Raw genomic sequence first — 19,467 nt, 5'->3', positions numbered from 1 at the left:
ATTTAAATTAATTCATTAAAATTATGCTAAGTCCAGACCCAAATTTTCTAGAGCATTACTTCCATAGTATTTATAACAAACTAGAAGCTGATGCACTTCTATTTAATAGAAAGCTACCACATGCTGGATTAGCTGGTTCAGAGAATGAAAAAGTTTTATCAAGCTTACTGCGTGATTTTTTACCAATAAGGTTTGGCATAGAAACAGGTGGACTCATCATAGATAGGCATGGTCGTGTTAGCAAACAGTGTGATATTGTAATTTTCGATGCAGAATCTCCAAAGTTTTTTCGTAAAGTATTTCCTATTGAAACGGTTTACGCAACTATTGAAGTAAAAACAACTCTCTCAAGTCAAGAAGCATCGATAGCGCTAAAAAATATTCGGTCTATATTTGAGCTAGATTTTTATCCTGAATTAACCCCATATTGGGAAACAAAGACTGAAGAAAATAATCTGTATCATAGTCCTCCTGCTAGTGCTATTTTTGCTTATAGAACTGAAGCTAACAGTTTTGAAACATTTGCTAGATGGTTTCCATTGGAGGAGTTCCGCCGAGATATAGACATTATTCCTCAAAAACCAAATAATTCAGGAATACGCACTCTTACAGTATGTGCTCTTGACCAAGGATTAATTAAGATGGAAAGTACAAATGCTTATGTAGAAAGATGGGCTGCTGTCGCTAGAGAAAATGAGGTCAATCGCACTTTTGATTCACAGGTCAGAGGAGTCAAGGTTCAGATTGACCCAGCACACTCGTTGCTTCTGTTCCTCACAACTCTATGGCAGCGTCTATCAACTCATAGGTTACATCCAGGGTTTGATATCCGTACCTATATGAGCTTGCAACAAGCATCTGTGGTAGAAGTACCTGATGTCTAGATTCTAGGAACTGTGTTTTATAAATGCTCACTGACCCAGAACTTCACTCAAAAGTTGATCAAATCTGGGATAGATTATGGTCGTCGGGACTCTCCAACCCGATGGACTCCATCGAACAGTTCTCTTATCTGCTGTTCCTCAAACGCCTTGATGATGCAAGCAATTATCAACAATGAACTCACCTACGCGCTTCGAGTTTCCCATTGCTAAAGCACAATATCTCTTCAACCGCGCCACTGCACCAGGGGTAGGGGGAGATAAGCGGAAATTTTGGCGGGAGGCGATGGGGTTTGAGTCACCGGAGGCAATTAGAGAGGCAATTTTAGCCCAAATTTCGCGCTTAGTTGCTACAGCCAGCAGGACAGAATGATTATGGCGCTTGCTATCAAGCTGTTATCCTGATTACAGGCTCCTCTGGTGTAGCTTGGCAAATCCGTACAGGCTTGATTGTACTATTTGACTCAGATATTGCCAGGTTTGTCACCGTATTTCCGGAACGATTGCGGTGATTTTATCCCTGCTAACCAAGATGAATCTGATGCTTTCATGGAAACTCTTGGTGTAGAAACAGTTTATTCCCATCAGTTGCAATTAGTTAAATCTGCTCGTGAGATTATGGGAGTTCGGGAACATTTAGCGGCTGTTCTAGATAATTTATCAGATGATTTAGTTGCCGAAGTCCGCGATTTTGCCGAATTTTTGCAGCAGAAACAGCAACAGGTGAATACCCCTGCTTATAAGGATACAGGAGTAAGTGTCGTGGCAGCTACAGAATCGCCTTCGAGCAAGAAGGAATCCTCCCCAGTTTTTTTGACGGGCGAAAGCGGGGGCAAAATTCCCCTTTAGCCATCTTAAATTAAGCCGACAGTCAATGCATTTGTCAGCTTGTGTAGACAAGGGTTTCAGTGGGCGGGGTTTGATCAGCCCTCCCGCCTCTGGGTGGGTTGATAGTTTGGAGGAAATCTCAAAATCCTTCGCAGCAGCTCAAGTTCCATTGACCCCCCCTCCCGTCATAGGGTAGGTTCAAAGCTTGTAGTACTTCAGTTGAAAGATCACTTGCAAGTTAGGATTTTAAATAGGGAGGATTGAAAGGCAGCAATACGAGATGCTCTCGATTTCTAATGAGTAGTCCCACTTCCAAATAAGGCTTCTGCTGTGATATTGATGCGATCGCTCTGCGTTTATCGTGACACTAAGTGTTTAAAACTATTTTTTCAGTAAGACAATGCTAGGCATGAGCCTGAAACACCCAAAATTAGTGGTTCTGGACACTAAGTCTTTAAAACTGACAAATAAAGCTTTAATGTACATTAATGGATAACAAGTACACAAAAAACTAGAAGACCCGGAGTCCACGCCTATCCCAAGCATCTCGTATTGCTGCTACCTTCCGGTCCTGACAAGATTTGAGCGTTGAAATCGCGTGAATCCGAGCCACATATGATTGTAACACTAGCCGGGAAAATCTGAGTAGTTCTGAGGCAAGATGTCACGCTTAGCTGTTTATTGGACAATAAGGCACCATTCGTGCAGTTCATACTCAACACAATTATTTTGCACCAGTGGGTCTCTGGCAACGATCGCTTGTGCCTCATCTATTGAACCTGCCTCAAATAAGAGCATACCGCCTCCCCTTTTCGCCCAGTAGCCAGTTTTTGCGCGGTGTCCTTGGGCAATCAAGTCTTGAACATAGGCTTTGTGAGCTGCTACATGTTTGTCAAACTTGGCTTTATCGACGATGCCTTTTTCAATCTTGACAAATACGGACATTTTGCTGATACTCTTGCTTAACTACAGTCTTTAGATTCTTAGAAAAACCCTGATGCTAAGGGTATAAATTCCGGGCAATAGCCACTAGGATCTACTTGAAAACTATGCATTGGACTATCTTTGCATTGACAAGATCTTTTTTGAAAAAACTCGCAGCAGGCACAGCAATTTTCTCCACTTTTGAGAGCTTCTTCTATTACTAAGTCATATTGGTCTACAGCAGAAAGCTTCAAACCAGTACCATCCCACTGGGCTCTGAGTATTCCTTTGTCTGCAATAATTTGCCAACGCGGGTCTTTTTCGACAATGGTTTCGGGAATTCGCAACCAAGCACCCTCCATTTCTGCTACCACTTCCACTTCAAACGAATCCGGTAGCGTGGATTTAGCTTGGTGTTTGGTCAGTTGAGCTTGACGCTTGGGTGTTAAATGTTCTGGTAGTTGCCCATACTCAATCGCTTCTCCCACACCAGGAATGTGAACAATGTGTTTCTTTTGCAAGTCACTGGAACGTGCTAATTCATGGAGTGCATCTTGCGAACCGTGAATCAGAATTAAATGCTGAGGATTGACCTTATGGATCACTTGAGTCAGTCCCACTTTATCAGCATGAGCACTCAAGTTAAACCGTCGGATTTGCGCCTTAACGAGAATCTCTTTACCATCTAGTTCAATTTTGTCGCCAGTTTGAAGTTCTTGCAACAGGCGACCAGGACTTTCTTCGTCGGTATAGCCACTAATAAAGACTGCCGCATTTTCCCGCTCTAGTAAAGTCTGGGCATAATATACAGAGGCTCCGCCATTGAGCATACCCGATGAAGCAACAATAATGCTGGGTTTAGCCATGGCTAAAGGACGTTCCCGCTTATTAGCAATCGGAATAATCGGCGGTGTGCCTTCTGCATCAAAAAATGGCTCAATTCCCGACTGTTCAACCAGATTTTGCACCGACGGCGGCAGTAGAGCAAGGTTATCCCGAAAGGTATTAGTTACTGCTCGTACCAGACCATCTACATAAATGGGAATATTAGTATGTCGCAGTTCACTGGAAGTACGCATTGCCAGCAAAATTTCTTGAGCACGTCCTAAAGCAAAAGCTGGGATGAGAACATTGCCACCGGCTTGCACAATAGAAGCAACTGCCTTAAGTAAAGCTGTTTCTTGAGTCTTGCGAGCTGGATGAGCATCAGCACCGTAGGTAGATTCAGTAATCAGAAATTCTGCTTCTGGCAGTTCAGAAATGCGCAGTCCCGTAGTAGTACGAGAAGAAGTAGTATTATAATCCCCGGTGTAAAGTAGCGATCGCTCTCCATACCTCAGATAAATACAAGCGGCACCGAGAATATGACCAGCATTAATAAATCTAATTTTTAATCCGGGTAGAGGTTCAAAATCTGCGCCAACTTCTTGAGTTTCCAAGCGAAATAAGGTGCGCTCTAAGTCAACTACATCATAAAGTTCTGGCGAATCTTCACTCAACTGCTGTACTTTCAAGCCATCTTGTAGCATCACTTGAGCAATTTCTCGCGTCCCCTGAGTACAAATCATCCGTACTCCCGGCCAACGGTTATGGAAGACTGGTACAGCGCCTAGATGATCTTGGTGAGCATGAGTAATCAACAACAGGTTAGGACGTGACAAATGCTCCAGCGCTGGTAATGGGTCGTAGCCCTTCGGTCTGGTGCCACAGTCGAGTACAATCTCGTAAGGACCAATCTCAACCTTGAAGCAGGAAGCACCGATGCCACGGGCAGCTCCCAGGGGAGTAACAATGAGACGCTCTGTTTCTGTGGTGCTGATTAGGGCATCGTCCTCTAAGGAATCAAGCTCATCAGATACCATGGAGTAAAGATAGACTTGGCTTTGAGTCCCTCTCTCCTTTAACTGCACTCTGGCTTTTTGACCCGTTGTCGAGTTCATCGCTTCCCACTCCCAGGCATTGCCTCGCCAGATGGCAGGAAAAAGCCTCCAATTAGTTGCTGCTTCTCCTGTAGTTGTGGAGAGTGCCTCTAGCGCTTTGTCTGTCGGCGCGCTGGGATCTTTCAGTATGCGCCGTGCCGCCGACTCGGTAGGAGATACAGGTGCTACATTTTGGGGAGGGATTTTCGGTACTTTAGTAGTCTGGTTGGTGATATCAGCCTCAGTAGACGGTTGAGTTTGGCTACTCGCAGAACTCTGATTACCATCCGCAAGCGGTGCTGCATATTCAATTTGCCAGGTTCTTGCTAGCCGCCGTGCTGACACCTGCCACATCTGCCCGTCTTTCATGCGGGGGTCAGGGTTTAGTAAAGTAGGCTTAAGGGTTTTCTGTCCTGATCGTTGTACTTTGAAACGCACAAATTGACCCTTTTTCCCTAGCTGGATGACTCGTCCAATTAAATCGCATCTGTCTTCGGCAGGTTTTTCTGTAGGGATTTCGACCGAATCTACTACTTGCACACTGGAAATTTCACCTGTGGAATCAGTGCTGGGAATGACTAGCCACTGACGAAAATCTTGTGGCCATTCAACTAGTTCTTGAGAGAGACGCAGACTAATTGAGTCAGGCAATTGCAGGTAAAGCATCCCGTCAATTTGCTCAATTTGTCCGTTTAAGGTGCAATGCAAGCTGCCTGTTGGCTCAAGATTCGGCGTCATTAAGACATTAACTTGTCTTTCGGCTGCTGTTTCCATGTTGCAAATAGCTTCAGGATAATAAACTAGAGCTAAGATATCCTCAATTTATTTATTGAGTTCTCTGGGTCTTTCCTTGGATAAATCAAAACATCGCTTTTTTATCGCTCTCCTGCCACCGCAGGCAATTCAAGACTACGCACAGGATATTCAGCAGTACTTTGCTCAAAACTACGGTAGCCAAGGTGCCCTGAATTCTCCACCGCATATTACCTTGCAACCTCCCTTTGAATGGCAGCTAGATCAGTTGTCAGTTCTCGAAAAATGCCTGACTAACTTTACTCAAATTCGTACGCCAGTACCAATAACATTCCAAGGATTTAGTACTTTTGCACCTCGTGTAATCTATATTAACGTTCTAAAAACAGTGGAACTGTTAACTCTTCAAACAGATTTGATGGCTCATTTAGAGGTATCTTTAGAAATCGTTCATCAAGTTTCTCGAAAACGTCCTTTTGTTCCTCACCTGACTGTTGCCTTTCGAGACTTAACGCAGCAGAACTTCCGCAACTCTTGGCCAGAATTTGAGCAGCGAGAGTTAAATTTTGAGTTCACTGCCTCAGAACTAGCATTGCTAATTCATGATGGTAGACGCTGGAATGTGAGTGAGTTGTTTCCTTTACTTGCTCATGACCATAGTGAGAACATTTGCTGAGTTAGTAATTAATTGCCAATAAATTGCCAATCTTAGTTATTTTTTCTTGATGATTTTTGCGGTAATTAATGGCAAACCATCAAGGCAAGTAGGCGATCTAGAATTACAATAAGAATGTCAGGTGATATCAGCCTATTGCTGTAAGGGAATTGGTTTTTTAGTTTTTACGTTGATTGATGCCAACTTACTTATGCTGAACCGAGGTATTGGATAACAGAAAACACACAATTCAAGGCCATGATAGCCCACCTCGATAACTGAAGCTAAGCAGAACCTCAACACATCCTCAGTATCTTTGCCATGTCTCCAAAGAAACCAAACAAGCTGCTATTGATAATAGAGTTTAAATAACTAATAACTTATTAATCTGCGCGGCCAAGTTAACTAGCAAATTTGACAATCATAGTAAGATTCGTAATTACTGTAAGCCTTGCTGATCCTAGTTTAAAATTTACCGAAATACTTCAAAATCTTAAGTAGTACATTAGCTCAGAAATCAGTTGAGGGTTAAGAGCAAGGCGTCGCTGCAAATCAGCAAGATTACGGTAATTACCGCTATCAAGGCGACTTTGCACGATTGCTCTGGCGAGAAACAGATCAACTGCTGGGATGGTAGTTAGCTGTTCTATAGAAGCGATATTAGGATTAACTGGCACAGGTGTTAAGAGACTTTCGGCATCGTAGTAGCAAAAATTTAAAATTGATTGCCAAGGGGCGATGCGTTCTACTGGTAAACTCAGTGCTGCTGCCATGTCTTCAATGCAGCAGAACTGAACGCCACTACTAGTCAATTCTGCTAGGGATCGCGCTTGGTGAATGGAAAGCCCTGGTAGTCGTAGCCAGTCATCCACACTTGCTCGATTGACGTCAATCTTAATCCCTAATGCTGCTGCGGTCGCAATTTCTTGAGTTGATTGCAGACGGTAATAGGGGTCATTCTCTAGCCGTATCCGGAGGGATTGCGCGCTTGAGTTGAGTCGAGTTGCAGGTGAGAGCCAATCAAAGAGTGTCATTAGTTTTAGGCAATGCGATCAAGTAATTGCCGACGCTTTTGCTCAAATTCATATTCCGATACTAATCCCTCTTGTCGTAGACTATCTAGCTGTCTTAGAGCATCAGCAACTGCTCCTACTTGAGCCGGATCAACTGCAACTGGTTGAGTTAGTGTCGTAGAGGTAGCAGGTACTAAACCAGAGTTAAAATTACGGTCAAACTCTTCCTGCTTTTGAGAGAGATACCAAACTCCTTCAATCGCACTAGCTATCCGAGGAATTGGCGTCCAGCAAAGGAGTAAATACAACATACCCCACAAGGGCTGCCCCAAGTAGAACTTGTGGAACCCGGAAATAGGTAAAACCGTACCGGCGAAAGCAATCAGGGCGGCGATTTTTCGACTCTTTGGCTTGCTCAACATGTGGTCTTTTACCCCTGGAAATGGCTCTATTGTCTAGATGAACAACCAGCGATTCACCTCTCCATGATATTGATTTATCTAGTTTCTTGTAAGGTACTAGCCCTAGAGCCAGATCAGTATCTAGTTTAAGAAGAAAATTTACTAACCAGTAGCACTCAAAAATTCGGGTGAGCTTTTTCCTTGCTGGTTATACGGAAAACCGAATTTTGCGGAAGCTTTACGCTGCACTAAAATGAATGTAACTAAAGAGGGTATTAAAACCGCTCAGTTGAGCTATAACTTTGGTTGAGATATTAAGAGAGAGATATAAAACAGATGAGTTTTTTTGATTCAGAGATTGTCCAAGAAGAAGCCAAGCAGCTATTTGGAGATTATCAATCCTTGATCCAATTGGGAAGCGGCTACGGTAAATTTGACCGGGAGGGCAAAAAGATCTTCATTGATCAGATGGAATCAATGATGGAGCGTTACCGTATTTTTATGAAGCGCTTCGAGTTATCTGATGATTTTATGGCTCAGATGACTGTTGAGCAGCTCAACACACAGCTTGGTCAGTTTGGCATCACACCTCAGCAAATGTTTGACCAAATGCATAGTACTTTAGAACGCATGAAGTCAGAACTAGAAAAGCAAACTTAACGCCCAGTCCTATTTAGGAGAACGGAGCGCCAAGAAACCTTGATCTAAGATTTAAGCTAAGGGCGTTTGAACTTAGAAGCTGGCTCAAAGTAACGCACTGGCTCGTTCTTTAGGGCATTAAGCATAAACTCTCGCCAAATTGGTGCAGCAAAGCCGCCACCTGTAGCTCCACCTCCAATCGGTCTATTATTGTCGTTACCAATCCAAACAGCAGTTGCCAACTGCGGGACATAGCCGACAAACCAAACATCTCTCTCTGAATCTGTCGTACCCGTTTTACCAGCTGCTTGACGACCGATTTGTGCGCGGGTTCCTGTACCACTCTCGATTACATCTTGCAACACACTATTTAGGGAAGCTACAGCCCAGGGATTAAGAACTTGCTTAGGCCGGGGCGTATTATCTAGCAAAACATTACCACCAGTGTCAGTAACCCGGACAATAATCGTTGTATCAGAGTACCAGCCATTACTGGCAAAAGTAGCATAGGCACCAGCCATTTCTAAAGGCGTTAGCCCAATTGAACCTAAAGGCAAAGAGGTTACTGGGTCAAGCGGACTCTTAACACCAATAGTGCGGAGGACTTTGATTACCTTGTCCAGTCCAACGGCTCTACCAATCTTGACGGCTGGGACGTTGCGAGATTGCATTAAGGCTGTGCGAATGCTCATGGCACCGCCATAGCCACCACCGTAGTTCCTAGGAGAATAATAGCCGCCCCCATCTCGATAGCTAACCGGGCTATCTTGGACGGTAGATGATGGAGAAAATTTCCCACTGGCAAAAGCGGTGTAGTAAACAAACGGCTTAAAGGATGAACCAGGCTGACGTCGAGACTGAAGTGCTCGGTTGAATTGGCTATCCTCATAATCGACACCACCAACTAAGGCCTTGACAAAATGAGTCCGAGGATCAACAGCGGCAATTGCCACCTGACCAGCTAAACCACGCAGGCGGCGTTGACCGCGAGCCGCCGTTGCTTCGGCCATTTTTTGGAAATCGTAGTCGATGGTTGTCTGAACTCGCATCCCACCTTTAAGAACAGTATCTCTGCCAAATCGTTCGTTGAGTTCGCTGACCACTGCTTCGGTAATATAAGGGAGTTTGCTAGTCCGCCATGAAGTACTTTTGCCGATTTTCAGGGGTTGCTTGCGGGCCTCTTCTTCTTCAGCAGCAGTAATCCATCCCAATTCCCGCATTTTGGTTAAAACCACGGCTTGGCGCTGTTTAGCAAGCTGGTAGTTGGCAAAAGGACTGTACTCCTCAGGGGACTGAATTAGTCCTGCCAGCATTGCCGACTCAGCTATAGTTAGGTCAGCAGCAGACTTGGCAAAGTAGCTTTGGGCAGCGGTTTGGATGCCATAGTTATTGTGACCCCAATAAATTTGATTGAGGTACATTTCCAAGATCTCGTCTTTGGTGAAAATTTGCTCAATGCGGATGGCTAGTACCGCTTCGGCAATTTTACGAGAGAAGGCACGCTCCCGCGAGAGAAACAAATTTTTCACCAACTGCATGGTGAGAGTCGAGCCACCTTGAACTACTGAGCCTTCTTGCCAGTTAGCTTTCAGAGCGCGACCAACACTGTTGACGTTAATACCTTGGTGTAGATAAAACTGTTTATCCTCAATCGCCATTACTGCCCGTTTGAGGTTTGGGCTAATTTTATCTAATTTGACAACCTCGCGATTTGCCTCCCCATGAAGACTAGCAAGAGGTTTACCCTTAACGTCATAAATATAAGTTGTTTCTGTCGGCACATAGCCCCGAAGTACCCTCACATCTGGGAGGTTACGGAAGCTAGTCGCCAAGCCAACTAGCCCACCAGCAACCACCGAGCTAGTTAGCATGGTAATGCCGAGGACAGTTCCACCAGCTACCTGAGCTACTCCTTGGACAAAACGCCGAGCTGGTGATGAGCCGCTTTTCTTATCTTGTTTTTGTTGAATGGTGCTAGATGACACAGCGATTTCACTTCCTCACTCAAAAAAAGACTGGATTTCCTTGTGTGGCAACATCTTGTCAACACTTTCTATAAGATAATTACAGAAACTTTTAGCAACGGCCAGGATTAAGTGTAAGCTGGTTTCCGTTATGATGATTGAGGTCTAGGCTAGGGGAAGTTAGGGGCTAGAAGCAAGGAGCTGCGGGACTCAAAGCTAACTAGGCTTAACAAAGCGATTCCTCAACCGCCTTAGAGTAACTACACATAACTACTCTTAGCAGGATTATTCTGCATCCAGTAGTATTGCTTCTTTTCTATAGGATTTAGCGTACTCCTCAATCTCCTAGTTGCTAGCCTCAAGTAAAGGTGGTCGGGTTAGATTAAAAGTCGTTTTCTTTAAATGTTTATTCACTTCATCATAATAATAGGTGCATTCTGGGATAATTGTTAACTCCATCAATCATGGACATTTTGACATTTTTGACCAAAAATGCAACACGTGCTGCCTTGGATTGAGACGAGGAAAGAATTTTCTCCTGCCAAAGGCTACACTCCCATAGTCCTTAAAATATGTCCCAGACTAATGTCAAACTCTGAATCAGCAATTGACAATCAGCAATTGGCAACTTCTAAGCAACCTGCTTGGCTATACAGAGGTGTCAGTGAAATTTTTCCGGAGCAACCAGATTCGGAAAATCCCAGTGAAAACATTGTTCAAAAGTTGTTGCAAACCGACAGACCCTTACGGGTAAAGTTGGGAATTGACCCTACTGGTGCAGATATCCACGTTGGTCACAGCATCCCTGTCCGGAAGCTGCGGGCGTTTCAAGATGCTGGTCACATAGCTGTACTGATTATTGGAGATTTTACGGCGAGAATTGGCGACCCAACCGGAAAATCTGAGGTACGGCGTCAGCTTTCCCAAGAGCAAGTCAAGCAAAATGCCCAAACTTATCTAGAACAAGTACGCCCAATTTTAGATTTCCAGACACCGGGGCGATTGGAAATTCGCTACAACTCTGATTGGCTAGGGCAACTGAATTTGGCGAAAACTCTGGAATTGTTAGCCACAATGACAGTAGGACAGATGCTGGCAAAGGAGGGATTTGCCGAGCGTTACAAACAAGAAAACCCGATTTACCTCCACGAGTTTCTCTACCCTCTAATGCAGGGGTATGACTCGGTGGCGGTGCAAGCTGATCTGGAATTGGGTGGTACAGATCAAAAATTTAATATTGCCGTCGGACGAGATTTGCAGCGACATTTTGGTCAGACACCCCAGTTTGGACTACTGATGCCACTTTTATTAGGGACAGATGGGGTTCAGAAAATGTCGAAGTCCCTAGGAAATTACGTCGGTTTGCAAGAAGACGCCCTCTCAATGTACTCCAAGCTGGAGAAGATACCAGATAATCTTCTAGAGGAGTATTTTGAATTGCTGACTAACCTCTCCTCAAGTCAACTACCGGAAAATCCACGCGATCGCCAAAAACTACTAGCTTTAGATATTGTTAGCCAATACCACGGTGAAACAGCAGCTCAAGAAGCTCAGAAAGCGGCGATAGAAATTACCCAAGGCAATACCACTGACGCTGGTGATAGTGTACCGGAATTTTCTCTTTCACAGGTCGAGTTTCCTGCCAAATTGTTCTACATTCTCAACGTCAGTGGCTTGTGTAAAAGTAGCGGGGAAGGACGGCGACAGATTCAAGGGGGGGGTGTTAAGCTGGATGGCGATCGCATCAGTGACACTGACCTTACCTTTGATGCAGCGGATGCATTAGATGGTAAAGTTTTACAGATCGGAAAGAAGAAATTTGTTCGTTTAAAGGTTTGAAAATTAGCAGGTTGTGCGGGTTACAGCTTAAAGTAGGTTATCTTCTAAGACCTTACAACCTAGAAGCCTAGGCGCATGCTGAGCAATTTAAAGAGGATGGCTGTAGAAGACCGGATTATTGTTCCTTTAGATGTGCCGACTGAGGCAGATGCGATCGCTCTTGTGGAGCAGTTGCCACAGGTTACCTTCTGGAAAGTGGGGCTGGAGTTGTTTGTCAGTGCTGGCCCTGGGATTCTTGGCACTCTCAAAAATCGCCAAAAGCGCATCTTTCTAGACCTCAAGTTTCACGACATTCCCAATACAGTAATTGGGGCTTGTCGTGCCGCCGCCGCCTATGGTGTCGATTTAATCACAATTCATGCTGTTGCTGGTCGTAGTGCCCTGACAGGTGCTGTGGCGGCTGTAGGTGAGTCGGCACTCTCAGCAGGGTGCCAACCTCCCAAGCTAATTGCCATTACTCTATTGACAAGTTTGACATCGCGGGACTTAGCTTTTGATCTGAAAATTCCCATTGAACTACCAGAGTATGCTCTACAGATGGCACTACTTGCCCAAGAAAGTGGTTTGAATGGTGCCGTTTGCTCTCCTCAGGAGGTGTCCCAGTTACGGCAGGTATGTGGTGATGATTTTTTGCTGGTGTGTCCGGGAGTGCGGCCTAATTGGTCAGAGACTGCGGATCAAAAGCGTACCATGACGCCAGTCGATGCCATAAAAGCTGGTGCAGATTACCTAGTTATTGGACGACCAATTACTACTGCATCAGATCCAGTAGCCGCCTGGAAAAAAATTGGCGACGAGTTAGCTGCCGCCGGTGTATAGCTTAAAAATCAGCAGCATAATGCTTGTTGTCTGCTTGGGATTGAAAGTTAATCGATTACAGGCTGAAGGTTTTCCACCAGGGAAAGTTAAAAGCGGCGAAAACAACTCAATATACTTACTTGACAAACAACTTAGGAAACTGCGACCTTCAACAATTCAGGAATGTCCAGCGGATTTAGAAACTTTAATTACCTTAATAGTTAGGGATTTACCAAGCTATGCTAATCGAGTGATTCAAAAAGCCCGACGCCTGGATAGAACGGTGGACAATTTTAGCTATGTAATTGTGGCGGGCAATCCAGTATTTGAACCACTACCCTTAGGCCCGAATCAATTACCCTTCAATTCAGAAGAAGCGGCAGACGAATCGGTTAGGCAAGTTTTCTTAACTACTTTAGAGCGAAAATATATAGGGGGACAAGCGGTTGAGTTCCAGAATTTTCACCGATTATTCCTAACTCAAACTTCAGAAGGGTGGCGCTTGGCGATGATTTTTACCCAAATTGGTTCTTCTGAAGCCGGACAGCCTCCAACACCACCAATGGAAAGCACGAATGGTGTCGTTGGTCAAGCAATTAGCACTTGGTTGCGAGATTGCCGTGCGGGGACTGTTAGATCCCAATAGAGGGAAGATACATCAGAATTTCAGGTTGAATTACCGCCAAAGTCTTGTTTTGTCTAGGTTTGAGGGTAATTTACAAGCGTTAATCGACACCACTCGCCAAAATGCTCAAACCCTATATTTTTCGTTGAGTGGTGTCGATGCCTTACAGGGAGGGGGTTTGAGGTATGTACTTAGCTCAATTTTGGGAAGGATATACTATACTTTCATTAGTGGTGTCGATTTGGCGGCTGAAACCCAGTCTCCGTAAGGCTCCCTGAACGAACTCTTCCCACTCGCTGGGAAAACTAATTGAATGGAAACTGAAGGATACGTGTTTCGTTAGCAGATGCTGCGCCAGTTAAACCGACTTCCCACTCGCTGGGAAAACTAATTGAATGGAAACGGAATGCTGGGTAGAAACACTTACATCATCCAAATCAACCTTCCCACTCGCTGGGAAAACTAATTGAATGGAAACATCAGGTAGTTCTTGAATGAGCCGCATAATTTGACCACTTAGACTTCCCACTCGCTGGGAAAACTAATTGAATGGAAACTCTCAGATCCAACAGGACACTCATTTCCATTTCCACTTCCCACTCGCTGGGAAAACTAATTGAATGGAAACGAACAATCATGTTTCCTATGCCAGAAAGCATTATATACTTCCCACTCGCTGGGAAAACTAATTGAATGGAAACGCTTGCTTCAGCGTTTTGGCGCTGCTCTGGGGAGAGTGCGCCTGCTTCCCACTCGCTGGGAAAACTAATTGAATGGAAACGGTGTCCATTAGCGCTCCAAGCAATTCCTCCCGGGGGAAGAACTTCCCACTCGCTGGGAAAACTAATTGAATGGAAACGGTGTCACGGGGCGACAAGCGTTGACGCTTGCACTTCCCACTCGCTGGGAAAACTAATTGAATGGAAACACCTCCACGACGAAGGTGTGCAGCACTGGAAGCCAAATTGACTTCCCACTCGCTGGGAAAACTAATTGAATGGAAACCCGAGTGTTGCCACCTGTGAGGTACTGACGGGCGGTAGCCTTCCCACTCGCTGGGAAAACTAATTGAATGGAAACGATTTGCACCTCCATCCTATACGGGATGTCAAATGAGACTTCCCACTCGCTGGGAAAACTAATTGAATGGAAACAGGAGGTTCCTCCATTCCGTCTTGGATTGTAACTTCTACTTCCCACTCGCTGGGAAAACTAATTGAATGGAAACACTGATCGCGAGTGTCAACCGTAGTCGGGTTACCAGAACTCTTCCCACTCGCTGGGAAAACTAATTGAATGGAAACCATCTATGGAAAACCCCACAGCATTTAACTTAAGCCGTGGGGTTTTTCTTTATTAAACTTCTTGCAAAAGTCTGATAACTCTCAAGGTCATGCTGAGCGGAATGCAGTGGAGTGAAGCATCTGGCTTTGATGTTTCGCGTTGCTCAACATGACATTTAAGCACTTATGCAAGAGGTCTATTAGTTTGAAGTAAAATTTGAACGGCGTATAGACACTATTTGCCGACACCAAAATACCAAAAAAAAACTGCACAAGGATTAATTGGTCGAAATGAATTTTCTTAAATCAGTGCCATTCTACGATGCTCCGACTTTATGATTTTTTGCCCTCTGGAAATTGCTACAAAGTACGTCTTTTATTAACACAACTTGGTATTACTTTTGAGAGAGTAGAGGTAAATATTCTTCAGGGTGAAACAAGGACTCCAGAATTTGTGAGCAAAAATCTCAATGGTCGAGTTCCCGTTTTAGAAATTGCATCAGGCAAATTTCTTGCAGAATCAAACGCTATTCTGTTTTACTTAAGTGAAGGCACACAATTTTTGCCACAAGAGTCTTGGGAGAGAGCACAGGTATTGCAATGGTTATTTTTCGAGCAATACAGCCATGAACCCTACATCGCAACCTCCAGATTTTGGATATCAATTTTGGGTAAGGCGGACAAGTATCGAGATGCTCTTAATCAGAAACGTGAGCCAGGTTATGCAGCACTTAATATCATGGAAAAACACCTCACGAATCACAAGTTTTTTGTCAGTGAGCGTTACACCATTGCTGATATCGGGTTGTTTGCTTACACCCATGTAGCAAACGAAGGCGGATTTGATTTAAGCAGATTTACGGCAATACAAACCTGGCTAGAACTGGTTAAAGCTCAGCCTGGATATATCAGCATCAAGCAATCTTAGAAACAACTAACTGTTCAGCACAGAAAGTAGAAAATTTAGCGTTATTTTTTTTGAGTTTCTGGGAATTGACCCTGACGCACATCACTACCAAAATCTTGCACAGCCTGGGTAATTATCTCCCGTAAATTAACATAAGACTTGGCAAATGGCGGCAACCGTTGAGAAAGTCCCAGCAAATCGGAGGTTACTAACACTTGTCCGTCGCAGTGGGGGCCTGCACCAATGCCAATCGTCGGAATTGGCAGTTTTTGGGTAATCCTCAGTGCCAAATCATCAGGAATGTGTTCCAAAACTATGGCAAAAACGCCAGCCTCAGCAAGTGCGATCGCTTCTTGTAAAATATGCTCTCCAGCTTCCGGGGTTTTCCCTTGTTGGCGATAACCTAGCTGATGAACTGACTGAGGTGTTAAACCAACATGACCCATTACCGGAATTCCTGCCAATGTCAGCTGAGCAACGGTTTGGGTAATTGCAGGATATCCCCCTTCCAACTTCACCGCTTGCGCCCCAGTTTCCTTCAAAATACGACCAGCAGAGTGCATCGCTTGTTGTGGGCTTTCCTGATAAGTCAAAAAGGGCAAGTCACATACCACTAGTGCTCGTTTGACGCCCCGACGCACTGCTTTAGCATGGTGTATCATCTCTTCAAGTGTCACTGGCAGTGTTGTCTGATAGCCCAGAGTCACCATCGCCAAGGAATCCCCGACCATAATAACGTCCACCCCGGCTTCGTCCAACAACTGGGCGATCCCATAGTCCGAAGCTGTCAGCGTTACAATAGGACGCCCTTGTTGTTTCAATTGGTTCAGTTGCTGGATGTTCACTGCCATCTGATGTTGGTTATTATTTTTGAGTGGAATGCCTCTAGTCTAAAAATTATCTGGTGCTTCTCTGATAAAAGCTAAATGCGGTCTAACGCGACCAGTACTCAAGCTTACCCAGGCTAATCCTTCAGTAGTTCCCACCCATAACTTGTTGCCAGTATCAGGAGAAAGGGCAAGAATTTTGTTAGAAGGAAGATTTGCTAGTTGACCGAGCACTTCTCCACTGTCGGCTTTTAGTTTGAACAAGCCTTGATCAGTACCTACCCAAACACTGCGATCTTGAGCAAAGCTTACAGAAGTTACATTGCGTCCCCTCATGGGTGTCACAGAGCGTAATATTTCAGTGGTTTCAGGGTCAATAACCAGCAGACTGTTAGGGGTTCCCGCCCAAAGCATCCCTTCTGGCCCCAAGGTCAGGGTTTGCACTGTGGTGGCTGGTGGACTGCTGACACGACCAATCACAAAAGCGCTGGCGGTATCTACCTGTACTAGCCCCTCTAGAGTTCCTACCCAAAGTTGTCCAGCTTCATCTAAAGCTAGGGCGTTAGCACTCACACCAGGTAATTCCTGCACAGTGGTCATCAGTAACCCTTCGTCAGGGCTAATCATAGCAAGGCCGCGATCGCTCCCTACCCAGAGATAACCCCGACGGTCAACCAATAGGGATAAAACTCGGTTAGAGGGTAACAAGAAGTTTTGTGCGGTAACTTCGTTGCTACGAGGGTCTACCCGCAGTAGCCCTTCGTAGGTTCCTACCCAAATCCGTCCAACTTTGTCTTGTGCTAGAGCACCGACTGTGTAGTTAGGTAAACCAATACGAGCCAAGATGCGTCCAGTATTGGGGTTAATCCGGGCTAAACCTAACCACGAACCTACCCAAAGGTCACCAAGATAGTTGGGCTGTAAGGCACTCACCCGAAAGTCTGTTTGGGGTCGGCTTTCTCGTCGTAGACGTTCCGGAGGCAAAGGTTCCCTTCCCGGCGGCGGTGGGTTTCCTGGATAGATGGGAACTGGTTTTTTCTGTTCACTCTCTCTTTGTGCCAAAACTCGACCTTTACTAGTCGGCGCTAGCTTTTCTGGCATTACTATTGACACTGGCAAATTTAACCACAACAGCGTGGCACTGATCAAAAGACCAATATGGGTATTAAAAAACACCATCGTGACTCTCCTTGTTCTCCTACCTTAAATGCGAGTGCATCTGCCTTTTTTTCCCTAATTCGGGATTTTCCTTCTTATTTAATAGCTTCGACCGATTTTGTTAATGGCGGCAAAAATCAGTGGATACTTGCCGTTTTCCGTAACAAATTAGCAACAAAAAGTTACAATTCGTATAAATATAAAAAAAACTTATACATTACTAAAGAATATTTGAGGTTAGACTTATTCAATTCTTGTTATGCTAACCAGAGACATTAAGAAATTATGTATTACCTAAGCTGCTTGTTTAACCAAAAAAATTGTCTTCAAGGTGTCAGTTTTGTGGTTTCATAACAGAGACTAGGTAGTCCCAGGCAGAATTCGCGAATGGGAATTTTGGGTGTGGCGTTGCACCCAGGTAAGGCTGGCTGTACAAGCCTTTACAAAAGATTTTTGTTCCGGCAATCAGAACAGAATCTACAACCGATCAGGTCAAATCAACCTGTCGTCACATTTCAGTAGTTCCTAAGGAAGGGAAAGCATGTCTTACTCATCAACCAAAACCCAGTCAAAAGCTGGGTACGATGCTGGGGTAAAGGATTATAAATTAACTTATTACACTCCAGATTACATTCCCAAAGATACAGATTTGTTGGCGGCTTTTCGTATGAGCCCTCAGCCTGGGGTTCCTCCAGAAGAGGCTGGTGCTGCCGTAGCAGCCGAATCTTCCACTGGTACTTGGACAACTGTTTGGACAGACCTACTGACTGACCTGGATCGTTACAAGGGTCGTTGCTACGATATTGAACCAGTACGTGGCGAAGATAACCAGTACATCTGCTTCGTTGCTTATCCTTTGGATTTGTTTGAAGAAGGTTCCGTCACCAACATGCTTACCTCGATTGTAGGTAACGTGTTCGGCTTCAAAGCTTTGCGCTCACTACGCTTGGAAGATCTACGGATTCCCATCGCTTACCTCAAGACCTTCCAAGGACCACCCCACGGGATTACAGTAGAACGCGACAAGCTTAATAAGTATGGTCGTCCCTTGCTGGGTTGCACAATTAAGCCCAAACTGGGTCTATCTGCGAAGAACTACGGACGTGCTGTTTATGAGTGCCTGCGCGGTGGTCTAGACTTCACCAAAGACGACGAAAACATTAACTCCCAGCCCTTCATGCGCTGGCGCGATCGCTTCCTGTTTGTTCAAGAAGCCATCGAGAAAGCCCAGGCTGAAACCGGTGAAATTAAGGGTCACTACCTCAACGTCACTGCCCCCACCTGTGAACTAATGATGGAGCGTGCCGAATTCGCCAAGGAAATCGGTACACCAATCATCATGCATGATTACCTAACTGGTGGTTTCACCGCTAACACTACTCTAGCTCAGTGGTGCCGCCGCAACGGTGTCCTACTGCACATTCACCGTGCGATGCACGCGGTAATTGACCGTCAGAAGAACCACGGTATTCACTTCCGCGTTCTCGCCAAGTGCCTGCGGATGTCTGGTGGTGACCACCTCCACTCCGGTACTGTTGTTGGTAAGCTCGAAGGTGAAAAAGGTATCACCATGGGCTTCGTTGACCTAATGCGTGAAGACCACGTTGAGCAAGACCGCGAACGGGGTATTTACTTCACCCAAGACTGGGCTTCCATGCCTGGAGTAATGCCCGTAGCTTCCGGTGGTATCCACGTTTGGCACATGCCTGCGTTGGTAGAAATCTTTGGTGATGACTCCTGCCTACAATTCGGTGGCGGAACCCTGGGTCACCCTTGGGGCAATGCTCCTGGTGCTACAGCTAACCGGGTTGCTTTGGAAGCTTGTATCCAAGCCCGTAACGAAGGTCGTAACCTGATGCGTGAAGGCGGCGATGTGATTCGCGAAGCTTGCAAGTGGAGTCCTGAATTGGCTGTTGCTTGTGAACTGTGGAAAGAAATCAAGTTTGAATTCGAGGCAATGGATACAGTCTGATTAGTAGTTAGTTGCTAGTAGTTGGTTGTCAGGAACAAGCGGAATCTTCTTTTTTATCTAACAACTAACTACTAGAAGTAA

The 19,467-nt window shown here is 45.1% G+C and carries 19 protein-coding genes, 1 other RNA gene and 1 CRISPR repeat array; of the genes, 12 read left to right on the top strand and 8 right to left on the bottom strand.

From position 1 onward, the window contains the following. Window positions 1–23: 23 nt before the first annotated feature. From ACT7WV_RS24400 to ACT7WV_RS24385, 4 genes are all read left to right on the top strand, one after another. Window positions 24–884 (top strand): DUF6602 domain-containing protein, encoded by an 861-nt coding sequence (locus ACT7WV_RS24400; protein ID WP_445105355.1) that lies wholly within the window; start codon window positions 24–26, stop codon window positions 882–884. A 23-nt stretch (window positions 885–907) separates the two neighbouring features. Then, window positions 908–1,060 carry a type I restriction-modification system subunit M N-terminal domain-containing protein gene (locus ACT7WV_RS24395; RefSeq protein WP_445105354.1) on the top strand — a complete coding sequence of 51 codons (153 nt, stop codon included), beginning with the start codon at window positions 908–910 and terminating at the stop codon, window positions 1,058–1,060. Next, window positions 1,057–1,254 (top strand): hypothetical protein, encoded by a 198-nt coding sequence (locus ACT7WV_RS24390; protein WP_445105353.1) that lies wholly within the window; start codon window positions 1,057–1,059, stop codon window positions 1,252–1,254. Before ACT7WV_RS24395 ends, ACT7WV_RS24390 begins: the two co-directional genes overlap by 4 nt. Before the next feature lie 107 nt (window positions 1,255–1,361). Continuing rightward, window positions 1,362–1,730, top strand: coding sequence for a DUF2281 domain-containing protein (locus tag ACT7WV_RS24385; protein WP_445105352.1), 369 nt, complete (start codon window positions 1,362–1,364; stop codon window positions 1,728–1,730). A gap of 493 nt (window positions 1,731–2,223) precedes the next feature. On the opposite strand, the gene ffs is transcribed toward ACT7WV_RS24385, so the two are convergent. The 3 genes from ffs to ACT7WV_RS24370 form a co-directional block, all read right to left on the bottom strand. Next, window positions 2,224–2,320, bottom strand: an RNA gene (gene ffs / locus ACT7WV_RS24380) — signal recognition particle sRNA small type. 67 nt (window positions 2,321–2,387) lie between these two features. Next, complete coding sequence (locus ACT7WV_RS24375; protein ID WP_445105351.1) at window positions 2,388–2,654, bottom strand: YciI family protein; 267 nt, start codon at window positions 2,652–2,654, stop codon at window positions 2,388–2,390. A gap of 38 nt (window positions 2,655–2,692) precedes the next feature. Beyond that, window positions 2,693–5,326: an MBL fold metallo-hydrolase gene (locus ACT7WV_RS24370; protein WP_445105350.1), complete on the bottom strand. Its 2,634-nt coding sequence runs from the start codon at window positions 5,324–5,326 to the stop codon at window positions 2,693–2,695. Window positions 5,327–5,402: 76 nt separating this feature from the next. Here ACT7WV_RS24370 and ACT7WV_RS24365 point away from each other — a divergent pair, with 76 nt between their 5' ends. Then, on the top strand, window positions 5,403–5,981 hold the full coding sequence (locus ACT7WV_RS24365) for a 2'-5' RNA ligase family protein (protein WP_445105349.1): 579 nt from the start codon (window positions 5,403–5,405) through the stop codon (window positions 5,979–5,981). Window positions 5,982–6,445: 464 nt separating this feature from the next. Here ACT7WV_RS24365 and ACT7WV_RS24360 read toward each other — a convergent pair whose 3' ends face one another. Both ACT7WV_RS24360 and ACT7WV_RS24355 read right to left on the bottom strand, forming a co-directional pair. After that, the gene (locus ACT7WV_RS24360; protein ID WP_445105348.1) at window positions 6,446–6,994 is read right to left on the bottom strand and encodes a helix-hairpin-helix domain-containing protein; all 549 of its coding nucleotides are present in this window, start codon (window positions 6,992–6,994) and stop codon (window positions 6,446–6,448) included. Window positions 6,995–6,999: 5 nt separating this feature from the next. Further along, on the bottom strand, window positions 7,000–7,395 hold the full coding sequence (locus tag ACT7WV_RS24355) for an NINE protein (protein WP_445105347.1): 396 nt from the start codon (window positions 7,393–7,395) through the stop codon (window positions 7,000–7,002). A 315-nt stretch (window positions 7,396–7,710) separates the two neighbouring features. On the opposite strand from ACT7WV_RS24355, the gene ACT7WV_RS24350 reads away from it, so the two are divergent. After that, complete coding sequence (locus ACT7WV_RS24350; protein ID WP_445105346.1) at window positions 7,711–8,034, top strand: DUF1825 family protein; 324 nt, start codon at window positions 7,711–7,713, stop codon at window positions 8,032–8,034. Between the two features lie 56 nt (window positions 8,035–8,090). On the opposite strand, the gene ACT7WV_RS24345 is transcribed toward ACT7WV_RS24350, so the two are convergent. After that, window positions 8,091–9,998: a transglycosylase domain-containing protein gene (locus tag ACT7WV_RS24345; RefSeq protein WP_445105345.1), complete on the bottom strand. Its 1,908-nt coding sequence runs from the start codon at window positions 9,996–9,998 to the stop codon at window positions 8,091–8,093. Between the two features lie 564 nt (window positions 9,999–10,562). Between ACT7WV_RS24345 and tyrS the strand changes: the two genes are divergently transcribed. From tyrS to ACT7WV_RS24320, 5 genes are all read left to right on the top strand, one after another. After that, on the top strand, window positions 10,563–11,816 hold the full coding sequence (gene tyrS, locus ACT7WV_RS24340) for a tyrosine--tRNA ligase (protein WP_445105344.1): 1,254 nt from the start codon (window positions 10,563–10,565) through the stop codon (window positions 11,814–11,816). 96 nt (window positions 11,817–11,912) lie between these two features. Continuing rightward, on the top strand, window positions 11,913–12,635 hold the full coding sequence (gene pyrF, locus ACT7WV_RS24335) for an orotidine-5'-phosphate decarboxylase (protein ID WP_445105733.1): 723 nt from the start codon (window positions 11,913–11,915) through the stop codon (window positions 12,633–12,635). Between the two features lie 19 nt (window positions 12,636–12,654). Then, window positions 12,655–13,260 (top strand): hypothetical protein, encoded by a 606-nt coding sequence (locus ACT7WV_RS24330; protein WP_445105343.1) that lies wholly within the window; start codon window positions 12,655–12,657, stop codon window positions 13,258–13,260. A gap of 25 nt (window positions 13,261–13,285) precedes the next feature. Next, window positions 13,286–13,507 (top strand): hypothetical protein, encoded by a 222-nt coding sequence (locus tag ACT7WV_RS24325; RefSeq protein ID WP_445105342.1) that lies wholly within the window; start codon window positions 13,286–13,288, stop codon window positions 13,505–13,507. A 17-nt stretch (window positions 13,508–13,524) separates the two neighbouring features. Beyond that, a CRISPR array of direct repeats spans window positions 13,525–14,543; the repeat unit is 36 nt; unit sequence CTTCCCACTCGCTGGGAAAACTAATTGAATGGAAAC. A gap of 301 nt (window positions 14,544–14,844) precedes the next feature. Continuing rightward, on the top strand, window positions 14,845–15,450 hold the full coding sequence (locus ACT7WV_RS24320) for a glutathione S-transferase family protein (protein WP_445105341.1): 606 nt from the start codon (window positions 14,845–14,847) through the stop codon (window positions 15,448–15,450). A gap of 41 nt (window positions 15,451–15,491) precedes the next feature. On the opposite strand, the gene panB is transcribed toward ACT7WV_RS24320, so the two are convergent. Together panB and ACT7WV_RS24310 are read right to left on the bottom strand one after the other, a co-directional pair. Next, a complete protein-coding gene (gene panB / locus ACT7WV_RS24315; protein WP_445105340.1) occupies window positions 15,492–16,280 on the bottom strand; it encodes a 3-methyl-2-oxobutanoate hydroxymethyltransferase in 789 nt (262 codons plus the stop codon). A gap of 39 nt (window positions 16,281–16,319) precedes the next feature. Further along, a complete protein-coding gene (locus ACT7WV_RS24310; protein ID WP_445105339.1) occupies window positions 16,320–17,435 on the bottom strand; it encodes a ligand-binding sensor domain-containing protein in 1,116 nt (371 codons plus the stop codon). Between the two features lie 520 nt (window positions 17,436–17,955). On the opposite strand from ACT7WV_RS24310, the gene ACT7WV_RS24305 reads away from it, so the two are divergent. Continuing rightward, entirely contained in the window at window positions 17,956–19,386 is a 1,431-nt protein-coding gene (locus ACT7WV_RS24305; protein WP_445105338.1) for a form I ribulose bisphosphate carboxylase large subunit, read from the top strand. Window positions 19,387–19,467 lie beyond the last annotated feature (81 nt).

This window comes from Symploca atlantica LB2515 (genome assembly GCF_052546295.1).
The sequence above is the reverse complement of the archived record's forward strand: the minus strand, read 5'-3'. Positions and strand labels throughout refer to the sequence as shown.